Origin of the sequence: Pseudomonas sp. IT-P2, from assembly GCF_949767575.1 — a bacterium.
Classification (GTDB): Bacteria; Pseudomonadota; Gammaproteobacteria; order Pseudomonadales; family Pseudomonadaceae; genus Aquipseudomonas; species Aquipseudomonas pharyngis.
The window spans coordinates 109,507-122,192 of the sequence record NZ_CATKQA010000049.1; the positions used below are offsets into that span (position 1 = coordinate 109,507).

The window sequence follows — 12,686 nt, forward strand, 5'->3', positions numbered from 1 at the left end:
CGTTTCGCGAACCTGAAATTCGCGCGACATGCTTACTTTTTGTTGCGTACGTACAGTACGAGATTGTGATCAACCATCTCGTAACCGTGCTTCTCGACGATCGCCTTCTGAAGTTTTTCGATTTCTTCGTCGAAGAATTCGATGACTTCGCCCGACTCCACGTTAACCATATGGTCGTGGTGGCCACCGTCGGCCAATTCGAATACCGCGTGGCCGCCGTCGAAGTTGTGACGGACCACGAGGCCAGCCGCTTCGAACTGGGTCAGAACACGGTAGACCGTGGCCAGACCGACGTCCTCGCCAGCTTCCATCAACGCCTTGTAGACGTCCTCGGCACTCATGTGACGCTGCTCTGTAGAGTCGAGCATTTGCAGGATCTTGACCCGTGGCAGGGTCACTTTGAGGCCGGCTTTGCGTAGTTCGCTATTTTCAACCATGGTCAGCTTTCTCGCGATGCTGCTTCGCAGCTTCTCTTAATGCGGGTATGATCGGCGTTTACGTTGTCCCAGCCAAGATAGTGGAAGTCGCCCACCGATGCAAAACACCAAGCTCTTGCTAACCAGTTTCACCTTTGTGGGACTGCTCGCACTCGCCGGTTGTTCATTCCCCGGGGTTTACAAAATCGACATCCAGCAGGGCAATGTCGTCACGCAGGACATGATAGACCAGTTACGCCCGGGAATGACCCGGCCGCAAGTACGGTTTATCATGGGCAACCCTCTGCTTGCCGACACGTTCCACGCCAACCGCTGGGATTATCTGTACAGCCTGCAACCTGGTGGCGGTGAACGCCAACAGGAACGCATGAGTGTCATTTTCGACTCGAATGACCGCCTCGTCAGCCTGTCCGGTGACTTCATGCCGGGCGTCAGCCGTGATGAAGCAATTCTCGGCAAGGACAGCGGCACCAGCGTGACCGCTCCTGCTGAAAACACCGAACAGCCGAAACCGGAACAACCGGCCAAGCCTGGCTCCTTGCTGGATCAGATCCAGAAGGACGTCGATGGTGTGGAAACCGTTCCGGTTCCAACGCCAGAACCGCTGGACACCTCGCCGCAATAAATTGCGACGCAATAAAAAACCCGGAAATTCCGGGTTTTTTATTACCTGCCGCTTGGCCAGCCTACTGATTTCGCGCCTTGGCTTCGGCAGCCTTGGCGGCACGAAGACGACGCACCTCTTTCGGATCTGCCAACAGTGGCCGATAGATCTCGATGCGATCGCCCTCCTGAACCCGTCGAGCATCCGGATCAGCAATCACTTTGCCGAAGATCCCCAAAGGACAGCTCTTCAGATCCAGCTCCGAAAATTCAGCATCAATCCCGGACGCCATCAGCGCCGCACGCACCGTCGTACCCTCAGCAACACTGATTACACGCAAAACCTGACGATCAACCGCCGCATACACCACTTCGACTTCGATCACCGGCTCAACCATGCATCTGCTTGGCGCGCTGGCAGAACGCGTCCACCAATGTATTGGCTGCCTGATTGAACAAAGGACCGAGCGTCGCGCGGACCAGCGGCCCGGCGTAGTCGAAGGACAGATCCAGACTGATCTTGCAAGCCTTCTCGTTCAGCGCCTTGAATACCCAGACGCCGTGCAGCTGATTGAACGGTCCCTCCTCCAGGTTCATCTCGATCGACTGCCCCGGCACCAGCGTATTGCGTGTCACGAAGTGCTGACTAAGCCCACCCTTGGCCACGCCGACACTGGCGCGCATGTGCTCAGGCGAGCTTTCCAGGACTTCAGCAGACGAGCACCACGGCAGAAATTCCGGGTAACGTGCCACGTCATTGACCAGGTCGTAGAGAAATTGCGCCGGATAAGGCAGCAGCGCCGATCGTTGAATATGTGTCGTCATGTAAGCGTCACTTCCAGAGCTGGGCGGCAAACACTACAAGAATGCCGATGGGCGCCACATAGCGCATCAAAAACAGAGACAGGGCGAACAGCGCCGGGCTGCGAATCGACAATTCATCACGCACCGCCTCACGCCCCATCACCCAACCGGCAAACAGCACAAAGCACAGCCCACCGAGCGGCAACATGATGCGCGAGGTGAAGAAGTCGATCACGCCAAAGAAGTCCAGGCCACCGGCCGCACCCCACTGGTAGAGATGGAACACCCCACCATCGTTCACGAAAAATTTGGCTTCCTTCCAGATATTGAAGGAAAACACCGTGCCCAGGCCAACGAACCAGCAGGTGAACGCCAACCAGAATGTCACCCAGGCACGGCTGATTTTAGTCCGCTCGACCAGATAGGCGACCATTGGCTCCAGCAGGGAAATCGCCGAGCTCCAGGCCGCAATGGCCACCAGAACGAAGAACACCACGCCCATCAACTGGCCGAACAGCACGTTACCGAAAGCAAATGGCAGGCTGACAAACATCAGCCCCGGGCCTTCGCTCGGGTTCAAACCACCGGCGAACACAATCGGAAACAAGGCCAGACCAGCCACCAGCGAAACAAAGGTATCGAGCAGCGCCACACCGACGACCGTGCCCGACAGCGAGGCTTCCTTGGTCATGTAGGCGCCATAGATCATGATCGAGCCCACGCCCACGCTCAGGGAGAAGAACGCGTGCCCCATGGCCGGCAGCAAGCCGTCGAGGACTTTTTCCGGGTGGAAGTCGAACATGAAATGCACGCCTTCCATGAAATGCCCGGTGGTCATGCTGTAACCCAGCAGCACCAGCACCATCACGAACAGCAGCGGCATCATGATCCGCAGGCTGCGCTCGAGCCCGGCAACCACGCCCTTGGCGATCACCACCGCCGACAACAGCATGAAAACCGTGTGCCACAGCGTGATACGCCACGGGTCGGCGATGACATTCCCGAAGTACGCCCCGACCTGATCAGCCGTCGCGCCCTGGAAGTCTCCGCGCCCCATATCAATGATGTAATCCAGCGACCAGCCGCCGACCACACTGTAGAAAGACAGGATCAGCAGCGCCGTGATCATCCCGGCGAACGCGCCCCACGACCACTTGCCCGAGTGCCCGGCTTCACGCGCCAGCACCTTCAGGGCATTCGCCGGACTCTGGCGGGCACGGCGGCCGATCAGGGTTTCGGCGAGCATTACCGGGATGCCGATCAGCGCGATACATGCCAGAAACATCAGCACGAAGGCGCCGCCACCGTAGACCCCGACCATGTAGGGGAATTTCCAGATGCTGCCCAATCCCACGGCCGAACCGGTCGCGGCGAATATGAAAACCCAGCGGCTAGCCCAACTGCCGTGGACAGAAACCTTGTCTGTCGACATCGTTTATCACGCCCAAGCGTTAGAAAAAGAGGCCGCATTGTCCGGGATTCACTCAACCTGCTCAAGCACGCAGCATCACCGTAGCCGACAGCCGTTTATCTCCATATAATGCCGCCCCTATGGCTAAACAGAAGAAACACCCAACAGGGACCATCGCGCAAAACAAAAAGGCGCGACACGATTACTTCATCGAGCACAAGTTCGAGGCTGGTCTGGTCCTGGCCGGCTGGGAAGTAAAAAGTCTGCGGGCAAGCAAGCTGCAACTGGTCGACAGTTACGTGCTGCTCAAGGATGGCGAAGCCTGGCTGCTTGGCAGCCATATCACGCCTCTGATGACCGCCAGCACCCACGTCATCGCTGACCCGGTGCGCACCCGCAAGCTGCTGCTCAACCGCCGCGAGCTGGACAAGCTCGCCGCCGCCGTGCAGCAGAAGGGTTACGCCTGCGTGTGCCTGTCCTGGTACTGGAGCAAGCACATGGTCAAGTGCGAGATCGCTCTCGGTAAGGGCAAGAAGGAATACGACAAGCGCGATACCGAACGCGAACGCGACGCCGGTCGCGAGTTGCAGCGTGCGGTGCGCAACAAGGGCAAGGAAGACTGATTCTTCTGCCTGAATGACCGTTCCCGCGCCTGGCACGGGAGCGGTCTTTTTTACATCCCTTTGCGTCGCTCGGCGCGAGCCATGCGCTGTACTTCCTGTCGCACTTCTTCCAGCACTTCCTGCACATAGAGAATGTGTCGGCTGGACACCTCACGCGCCTGTTCCGCGCGCCCCTCGATAATCGCCAGATACAACTCCCGATGCTGGGTGATCAGCATGTCGCGGGTTTCCGTGCGCTGCTTGTACATGCCACCGATGTTGGTCACGACGTTGCGCTTGAGCAGATCGAACAGCCCGCGAATGGTGTGCAGCAACACCGCGTTATGACTGGCTTCGGCAATCGCCAGGTGGAATTTCGCATCCGCCGCGCCCTCTTCCGCCCGGCTCACTTCATCGTGACGCGAATAGCAGTCCTGTAACTCTTCAAACGCCGCCGTCAGCCGTTCGCGGTCCACATCCGTGGCGCGCAATGCCGCGTAATAGGCGCACGATGCCTCCAGCGTGTGGCGAAATTCCAGCAGATCACGTTGCGCCTCAGGATTGCTTTCCAGCAGTTGCAGCAGCGGATCGCTGAACGTCGAACCGAGGCTTTCCACGACATAGTTGCCGCCGCCCTGCTTGCTGACCAGCAACCCCTTGGCCGCAAGCTTCTGAATCGCCTCGCGCAAAGAGGGCCGAGAAACGCCGAACTGTTCCGCCAGAGTCCGCTCGGCCGGCAGACGCTCGCCGGACTTCAGCGTGCCCTCGAGAATCATCCCTTCCAGTCGCTCGACAATGTCGTCAGACAAACGGCGCTGACGTATCTGATCAAACCCCATCACTCAACTCTCCACCATCCCGACCGCTCGCCGGGCTCTCTATTCTGGCCTATCGGCGCTGCGCCGACACCTGCCAGATGACGCCAATTCAACCGGTGCAATCCGACTCGCCGTCCGGTTGTTCGACAAAAGTTTTAGGGCGGCAAATTGACACACCGACATCAAGGCTTTTACCCTAGCCGACAGCACTTGTAAATTGGTCTTACCAATTAACCAAGTAAGCTGACAGTGCCTGACCAACAACAATTAGGGGCCACCCCATATGCAAACCTGGCAACAGCTCTACAGCCCGCTCGGCAGTCTCGGCGTGTCCGCACTCGCGGCCGTCATCCCCATCGTTTTCTTCTTCCTCGCCCTGGCGGTGTTCCGACTCAAAGGTCATGTGGCCGGCAGCATCACGCTCGCCCTGGCCATCGCCGTGGCGATCTTCGCGTTCCAGATGCCGGTCGACATGGCGTTCGCCGCTGCCGGATATGGCTTCGCCTATGGTCTGTGGCCGATTGCCTGGATCATTGTGGCGGCGGTGTTCCTGTACAAACTGACGGTCAAGAGCGGTCAATTCGAGGTCATCCGCAGCTCGGTGCTGTCGATCACTGACGACCAACGCCTGCAGGTGCTGCTGATCGGTTTCTGCTTCGGTGCATTCCTCGAAGGTGCCGCCGGTTTCGGCGCGCCGGTGGCGATTACCGCTGCGCTGCTGGTGGGACTGGGCTTCAACCCGCTGTACGCCGCCGGCCTGTGCCTGATTGCCAACACCGCACCGGTGGCGTTCGGCGCGTTGGGGATTCCGATCATCGTGGCCGGGCAAGTCACCGGCATCGACGCGTTCAAGATTGGCGCCATGACCGGTCGCCAACTGCCGTTGCTGTCGCTGTTCGTGCCGTTCTGGCTGGTGTTCATGATGGACGGCCTGCGCGGTGTGCGTGAAACCTGGCCAGCCGCACTGGTTGCCGGCCTGAGCTTCGCTGTCACCCAATACTTCACTTCGAATTTCATCGGCCCGGAGCTGCCGGACATCACGTCGGCCCTGGCCAGTCTGATTTCGCTGACCCTGTTCCTGAAGGTCTGGCAACCGAAACGTGCCGCCGGCCAGCACATCGTCGGCGCCGTGTCCGCTTCGGTGGTCACCGCCAGCGTCGGCGGTTTCGGCCAGAAGCGCACCACCGTCGCTTCGCCTTACAGCCTTGGGGAAATTTTCAAGGCGTGGTCGCCGTTCCTGATCCTCACCGTGCTGGTGACCATCTGGACCCTCAAGCCTTTCAAAGCCATGTTCGCCGCCGGCGGCTCGATGTACGCCTGGGTGTTCAACTTCGCGATTCCGCACCTTGATCAACTGGTCATCAAGACTGCACCGATCGTTGCCGCCCCGACCGCGATCCCAGCCGTGTTCAAACTCGACCCGATTTCCGCGACCGGCACGGCGATTTTCTTCTCCGCGCTGATCTCGATGCTGGTGCTGAAGATCAACTTCAAAACTGGTCTGACCACTTTGAAAGAGACTTTCTACGAACTGCGCTGGCCGATCCTGTCGATCGGCATGGTGCTGGCGTTTGCCTTCGTCACCAACTATTCCGGCATGTCCTCGACCATGGCTCTGGTGCTGGCCGGTACTGGCGCAGCGTTCCCGTTCTTCTCGCCGTTCCTCGGCTGGCTCGGCGTGTTCCTGACCGGTTCCGATACCTCGTCCAACGCCCTGTTCAGTTCGCTGCAAGCAACCACCGCTCACCAGATCGGGGTCAACGACACCCTGCTGGTGGCAGCCAATACCAGCGGCGGCGTGACCGGCAAGATGATCTCGCCACAATCGATCGCCGTGGCCTGCGCAGCAACCGGCCTGGTGGGCAAGGAATCCGATCTGTTCCGCTTCACCCTCAAGCACAGCCTATTCTTTGCAACGATTGTCGGCCTCATCACTTTGGCTCAGGCCTACTGGTTCACCGGCATGCTGGTGCATTAAGACTACAAGCGACATGGAAATAACCGACGCCGGTCCGTGATTCCGGCGTCAGCAACTCACAACCCGGTCTGTAAGGCTGCTGAAAGCAATGCGCTCTATATTCGGCAGCCTCAACAGACGGATAACCGGGCCCACCCGGAGACACGCCTGATGAGCGAGCTTTTTTACAACGCTGTGCCCAACGCCACTCGCGTCGCACCGCCACTGCCCGAACCCCGGCAATACCCCAGCGAGAAACCGTCGCGGGTCTACCTTTTCGGCACGTGCGTGGTCGACCTGTTCTACCCGGAAGCCGGGATGGACGCGATCCACTTGCTGGAACGCGAAGGCATCCGGGTCGATTACCCGCAAGGGCAGAGCTGCTGCGGACAACCGGCCTACACCTCGGGTTACACCGAGCAGGCACGGACGGTGGCGCGCTCGCAACTGGCGCTGTTTGCCGGGGACTATCCGGTGGTGGTGCCTTCGGGTTCGTGCGCCGGGATGATCCGCGAGCATTACGCCGACTTGTTCAAGGACGAGCCGGAAACGTTGAAACAGGTTCAGGCCCTCGCGGCCCGCACCTATGAATTGGCCGAGTTTCTGCTGTTCGTCTGCAAGGTGCAGCTCAAGGACAGCGGCGAGCCGGTCAAAGTGGCGCTGCACACCTCGTGTTCGGCGCGACGGGAAATGAACACCCACCTGCACGGCCGCGAGTTGTTGGCGCAGTTGAGCAACGTGGAACGGGTCAACCACGATCACGAAAGCGAATGCTGTGGCTTCGGTGGGACATTCAGCGTCCGTATGCCAGACATTTCCGGCGCGATGGTGGCTGACAAGACCCGGGCGTTGAAGGAATCCGGCGCGCATCAGGTACTCAGTGCCGACTGCGGCTGCTTGATGAACATCAACGGCTCGCTGGAAAAACAGAAGGAAGCGCTGCGCGGGCAACACCTGGCGAGCTTCCTCTGGCAACGAACCGGAGGTGCGCGATGAGCACTTCCACGATTATTCCTACGGTTGCCGTAGAAGAAGATTTCCGCACCCGGGCGCACAACGCCCTGGGCGACTCGCAGTTACGGAACAACTTCCGCACCGCGATGGATTCACTGATGACCAAGCGGGCAGCGGCTTTCAGCGATGCCCACGAAAGAGAACACCTGCGTGAACTGGGTAATGCAATCCGTGCCCGCGCGCTCTCCAAGTTGCCCGACCTGCTCGAGCAGCTGGAACAGAACCTGACCCGCAACGGTGTGACAGTGCACTGGGCGGAAACGGTGGACGAAGCCAATGGCATCGTCCTTTCGATCATCCGCGCTCACGAGGCGCGGCAAGTGATCAAGGGCAAATCGATGGTCAGCGAAGAGATGGAGATGAACCATTTCCTCGAGGCTCGGGACATTGAATGTCTGGAGTCCGACATGGGGGAGTACATCGTCCAGCTCGACCACGAGAAGCCTTCACACATAATCATGCCGGCAATCCACAAGAATGCCGGTCAGGTCGCGTCCTTGTTCCACGACAAACTTGGCGTGGAATACACCAAGGACGTTGACCAACTCATTCAGATCGGTCGCAGGGTCCTGCGGCAGAAATTCTTCGAAGCGGACATCGGCGTCTCCGGTGTCAACTTCGCCGTGGCCGAAACCGGCACCCTGCTGCTGGTGGAAAACGAAGGCAACGGCCGCATGACCACCACCGTGCCGCCGGTGCACATCGCCGTTACCGGTATCGAAAAAGTCGTGGAAAACCTGCGCGACGTGGTGCCGCTGCTGTCATTGCTGACCCGCTCGGCGCTGGGCATTCCGATCACCACCTACGTCAACATGATCTCCGGCCCGCGCAAGGAGCATGAACTCGACGGCCCGCAGGAAGTGCATCTGGTACTGCTCGACAACGGTCGCAGCCAGGCCTTCGCCGACAGCGAACTGCGCCAGACCCTGAACTGCATCCGCTGCGGCGCTTGCATGAATCATTGCCCGGTCTACACCCGCGTCGGCGGCCATACCTACGGCGAGGTTTACCCCGGCCCGATCGGCAAAATCATCACCCCGCACATGGTCGGCCTGGCGAAAGTCCCGGATCACCCGAGCGCGTCTTCGCTGTGCGGCGCCTGCGGTGAAGTCTGCCCAGTGAAAATTCCGATCCCCGCCTTGCTACGTCGCCTGCGCGAAGAGAACGTCAAAGCCCCCGACAGTCCTCATCAAGTGATGCGAGGTCAGGGCAGCAAGTATTCGCGCAAGGAACGCTTCATCTGGAACGCCTGGGCGAAGCTCAACAGCTCGCCGACTTTGTATCGACTGTTTGCGTTTTTCGCCACGCGCCTGCGCGCCCTGGCGCCGAACAATGTCGGGCCGTGGACGCAGAACCACAGCGCACCGAAACCCGCCGCCCGCTCACTGCATGACATGGCTCGCGAACACCTGGCAAAACGAGGAGACCGTTGATGAGCGCCAAACAAAACATCCTCGGCAAGTTACGGAAGAGTCTGACCGGCACCACACCGATTGCCGACAACTTTGACGTCGATCTGGTGACCCAGCCCTACACCTACAGTGCCGAACAACGGATCCCGCAACTGCGCAAACTGATGGAAGCGGTGCACACCGAAATCCACCTGACATCCGCTGATGGGTGGCCGGCGCTGCTGGCGCAATTGCTGCGCGACCGTCAGTTGCCGAGCCTGCTGATCGCACCGACTACGCCTCACGGGCAGCGCATCACACAACACTGGGCGAACAATCCTGATCTGCCGGCGCTGAAATCCTACGACCGGCCGATGGAGGAATGGAAAGCCGAGTTGTTCAACGACACCCCGGCCAGCCTCACCGGCACCCTCGGCGCCATCGCCGCCACCGGCAGCCTGATTCTCTGGCCGACCCGCGAAGAACCACGGCTGATGAGTCTGGTGCCACCGGTGCATTTCGCCCTGCTCAAGGCCAGCCAGATCCGCGACAACTTCTATCAGGTGCAGCAGGAATTCGAGTGGGCCCAAGGCATGCCCACCAACGCGCTGCTGGTGTCCGGCCCATCGAAGACCGCCGACATCGAACAAGTCCTGGCTTACGGCGCCCACGGCCCGAAAGATCTGGTGGTGTTGATCCTGGAGGACCAATGACCTTACCGGCGACTTTCCTGCGCGATGCGCAGCAATTGATTCCTGCCGAACGGCGTTTCGACGATCCGCTGTCGACCCTGGCTTTCGGCACCGATGCCAGCTTCTACCGGTTGATTCCGCAACTGGTGATACGCGTCGAATCGGAAGACGAAGTGGTGGCGCTGCTGAAACTGGCCCAGCGCGATCAGGTCCCGGTGACCTTCCGCGCCGCCGGCACCAGCCTCTCTGGTCAGGCGATCAGCGATTCGGTGCTGATCGTGCTTGGGGATAACTGGAACGCGCGTGAGATCCGCGGACAAGGCACACAAATTCGCCTGCAACCGGGCGTGATCGGCGCCCAGGCCAATGCATGGCTGGCGCCATTCGGGCGCAAGATCGGTCCGGATCCGGCGTCGATCAACGCCTGCAAGATCGGCGGCATCGTCGCCAACAACGCCAGCGGCATGTGCTGCGGAACCGCGCAAAACACCTATCACACGCTGGCCGGGATTCGTCTGGTGCTGGCCGACGGCACACGTCTCGACACCGAAGATGCCGCCAGCGTCGAGGCGTTTCGAGTCAGCCACCGCGAACTACTGGAACGCTTGGCAACATTGGGCCGCGAAACCCGCGCCAATGCCGAACTCGCCGCGCGAATCCGCCACAAATACCGTCTGAAAAATACCACCGGCCTGTCGCTCAACGCCCTGGTGGATTTCGATGAGCCTGTGGATATCTTGAGCCACTTGCTGGTTGGCTCCGAAGGCACCCTTGGTTTCATCAGCGCGGTGACCTACGACACGGTGATCGACCACCCGAACAAGGCTTCGGCGCTGATCGTTTTCCCGGATGTGGAAACCTGCTGCAACGCCGTCACCGTGCTGAAAAGCCAACCGGTGTCCGCCGTGGAACTGCTCGACCGCCGCAGCCTGCGTTCGGTGCAGGACAAACCCGGCATGCCGGCTTTCGTACAGCAGCTGTCGAACAATGCCTGCGCGCTGTTGATCGAATCCCGCGCCGCCTCTTCCACTTTGCTGCAGGAACAACTGGCGCAGATCATGGCGTCACTCGGCGGTTTCCCAGTGGAGAAACAGGTCGACTTCACCGAAGACCCGGTCGAAAACGCCCGCCTCTGGGCGATTCGCAAAGACACCTTCCCCGCCGTCGGCGCCGTGCGCAAGACCGGCACCACGGTGATCATCGAAGACGTGACCTTCCCGGTGGAGCAACTGGCTATCGGCGTGAACCGCCTGATCGAGCTGTTCGACAAACATCACTACGACGAAGCGATCCTTTTCGGACACGCGCTGGAAGGCAATCTGCACTTTGTCTTCACCCAAGGCTTCAACAGCGCGGAAGAAGTCGCACGCTATCAGGCGTTCATGGACGACGTGGCGCAACTGGTGGCCGTGGAGTTCGGCGGTTCTTTGAAGGCGGAACACGGCACCGGGCGCAACATGGCGCCCTTCGTCGAACTCGAATGGGGCAGTGACGCCTATCAGTTGATGTGGCAGCTCAAACGCCTGCTCGACCCCAACGGCATTCTCAATCCGGACGTGGTGCTCAGCGAAGATCCGCAGATCCACCTCAAGCACCTGAAACCGCTGCCGGCGGCTGACGAGATTGTGGATAAATGCATCGAGTGCGGTTTCTGCGAGCCGGTCTGCCCTTCCAAGGGCCTGACCCTGAGTCCGCGCCAGCGCATCGTGATCTGGCGCGATATCCAGGCGCGAAAGCGCGCCGGAATCGACACCACCGAACTGGAAAAAGCCTACGAGTACCAAGGCATCGATACCTGCGCCGCGACCGGTTTGTGTGCGCAACGTTGCCCCGTAGGTATTAACACCGGCGAGCTGGTGAAAAAGCTGCGCGGCCGTCACGCCACACATACGAAAACCGCCAACTTGATCGAAGGAAATTTCGCCACCACCCTGCAAGGTGCGCGGTTCACCTTGCATGTGGCCAACGGTGCGCGGATGTTGTTGGGGGCACCGCGTCTGGCGAAGCTTTCGGCGACCCTGACACGACTGTCCAAAGGTCAGGTGCCGCGATGGACCAACGCAATGCCGCAACCGGAAAAAGCCATTCGCTTCAGCCCGGCCGTGTCGGACGAACGCCCGCGCGTCGTGTATCTGGCAGCCTGCGTCTCGCGGGTGATGGGGCCGGCGGCGGGCGACAAGGAGCAGATGTCGCTGTACGACAAAACCCGTGGTCTGCTGGAAAAAGCCGGTTATCAAGTGGTGTTCCCGGACAATCTGGACAACCTCTGCTGCGGCCAGCCCTTCGCGTCCAAGGGCTATGCCGAACAGGCCGAGCACAAGCGTCAGGAGCTTATCGGCGCATTGCTCCAGGCCAGTCGCGGCGGGCTCGATCCGATCTATTGCGACACCAGCCCCTGCACGTTGCGGCTGGTGCAGGATGTGGGAAATGTTCGCCTGGATCTGTATGACCCTGTGCGATTCATCCGTACGCATCTGATGGATCGGCTCGACTTCACCCCGCAGGAAGCACCGATTGCAGTTCATGTCACGTGCAGCACTCAGCATCTTGGAGAAAGCCAGGCACTGATCGACCTGGCGCGCCAATGCAGCAAGACGGTTGTGATTCCGGAAGGCATTCACTGCTGCGGTTTCGCCGGCGACAAGGGTTTCACCACGCCGGAGCTCAACAGCCACTCACTGCGAACGCTCAAGGATGCGGTGCAACAGTGCAGCGAGGGAATTTCCACCAGCCGCACCTGTGAGATCGGTCTGACGCAACACGGCGGCATCGACTACCACGGTCTGGTCTATCTGGTGGATCGGGTGACCCGGGCCAAAGCCCCCGCAACCGCCCTCTGAAGAAAAATAGAACCCTTGCGAGCGACCGCAGTCCACAGAACAGGCCCCGAACAATCGGGGCTTGTCCTCCATTCGGTTGCCCGTCCTGACGGCCAGCGAAGTCTGGATCCCTCAGTT

12 protein-coding genes are annotated in these 12,686 nt (G+C 60.1%); 7 read left to right on the plus strand and 5 right to left on the minus strand.

Annotation, left to right across the window (positions count from 1 at the left end):
* Positions 1-32: 32 nt before the first annotated feature.
* On the minus strand, positions 33-437 hold the full coding sequence (fur, locus tag ACM6JM_RS29175) for a ferric iron uptake transcriptional regulator (protein ID WP_039769149.1): 405 nt from the start codon (positions 435-437) through the stop codon (positions 33-35).
* A 97-nt stretch (positions 438-534) separates the two neighbouring features.
* Between fur and ACM6JM_RS29180 the strand changes: the two genes are divergently transcribed.
* Positions 535-1,062, plus strand: coding sequence for an outer membrane protein assembly factor BamE (locus ACM6JM_RS29180; protein WP_039769148.1), 528 nt, complete (start codon positions 535-537; stop codon positions 1,060-1,062).
* 61 nt (positions 1,063-1,123) lie between these two features.
* On the opposite strand, the gene ACM6JM_RS29185 is transcribed toward ACM6JM_RS29180, so the two are convergent.
* The 3 genes from ACM6JM_RS29185 to ACM6JM_RS29195 are packed head-to-tail and all read right to left on the minus strand — an operon-like array spanning position 1,124 to position 3,276.
* A complete protein-coding gene (locus tag ACM6JM_RS29185) occupies positions 1,124-1,438 on the minus strand; it encodes an RnfH family protein (protein ID WP_074691917.1) in 315 nt (104 codons plus the stop codon).
* On the minus strand, positions 1,431-1,865 hold the full coding sequence (locus ACM6JM_RS29190) for a type II toxin-antitoxin system RatA family toxin (RefSeq protein ID WP_003221509.1): 435 nt from the start codon (positions 1,863-1,865) through the stop codon (positions 1,431-1,433). The genes ACM6JM_RS29185 and ACM6JM_RS29190 overlap by 8 nt, the downstream gene beginning before the upstream one ends.
* 7 nt (positions 1,866-1,872) lie before the next feature.
* Complete coding sequence (locus tag ACM6JM_RS29195) at positions 1,873-3,276, minus strand: sodium-dependent transporter (protein WP_039769144.1); 1,404 nt, start codon at positions 3,274-3,276, stop codon at positions 1,873-1,875.
* A gap of 119 nt (positions 3,277-3,395) precedes the next feature.
* Between ACM6JM_RS29195 and smpB the strand changes: the two genes are divergently transcribed.
* A complete protein-coding gene (gene smpB / locus ACM6JM_RS29200; protein ID WP_007953781.1) occupies positions 3,396-3,878 on the plus strand; it encodes an SsrA-binding protein SmpB in 483 nt (160 codons plus the stop codon).
* A 50-nt stretch (positions 3,879-3,928) separates the two neighbouring features.
* Here smpB and ACM6JM_RS29205 read toward each other — a convergent pair whose 3' ends face one another.
* Positions 3,929-4,696: an FCD domain-containing protein gene (locus tag ACM6JM_RS29205; protein ID WP_039769141.1), complete on the minus strand. Its 768-nt coding sequence runs from the start codon at positions 4,694-4,696 to the stop codon at positions 3,929-3,931.
* Positions 4,697-4,958: 262 nt separating this feature from the next.
* Between ACM6JM_RS29205 and ACM6JM_RS29210 the strand changes: the two genes are divergently transcribed.
* The 5 genes from ACM6JM_RS29210 to ACM6JM_RS29230 all read left to right on the plus strand — a co-directional run bounded on the left by ACM6JM_RS29210 (position 4,959) and on the right by ACM6JM_RS29230 (position 12,569).
* A complete protein-coding gene (locus tag ACM6JM_RS29210) occupies positions 4,959-6,653 on the plus strand; it encodes a lactate permease LctP family transporter (protein WP_039769138.1) in 1,695 nt (564 codons plus the stop codon).
* Positions 6,654-6,803: 150 nt separating this feature from the next.
* Positions 6,804-7,628, plus strand: a complete 825-nt coding sequence (locus ACM6JM_RS29215) for a (Fe-S)-binding protein (RefSeq protein ID WP_115076499.1) — start codon at positions 6,804-6,806, stop codon at positions 7,626-7,628.
* Entirely contained in the window at positions 7,625-9,079 is a 1,455-nt protein-coding gene (locus ACM6JM_RS29220; protein WP_230735347.1) for a LutB/LldF family L-lactate oxidation iron-sulfur protein, read from the plus strand. Before ACM6JM_RS29215 ends, ACM6JM_RS29220 begins: the two co-directional genes overlap by 4 nt.
* Positions 9,079-9,750: a LutC/YkgG family protein gene (locus ACM6JM_RS29225; RefSeq protein WP_011332385.1), complete on the plus strand. Its 672-nt coding sequence runs from the start codon at positions 9,079-9,081 to the stop codon at positions 9,748-9,750. The genes ACM6JM_RS29220 and ACM6JM_RS29225 overlap by 1 nt, the downstream gene beginning before the upstream one ends.
* The gene (locus tag ACM6JM_RS29230; protein ID WP_414882899.1) at positions 9,747-12,569 is read left to right on the plus strand and encodes an FAD-binding and (Fe-S)-binding domain-containing protein; all 2,823 of its coding nucleotides are present in this window, start codon (positions 9,747-9,749) and stop codon (positions 12,567-12,569) included. The genes ACM6JM_RS29225 and ACM6JM_RS29230 overlap by 4 nt, the downstream gene beginning before the upstream one ends.
* Positions 12,570-12,686 lie beyond the last annotated feature (117 nt).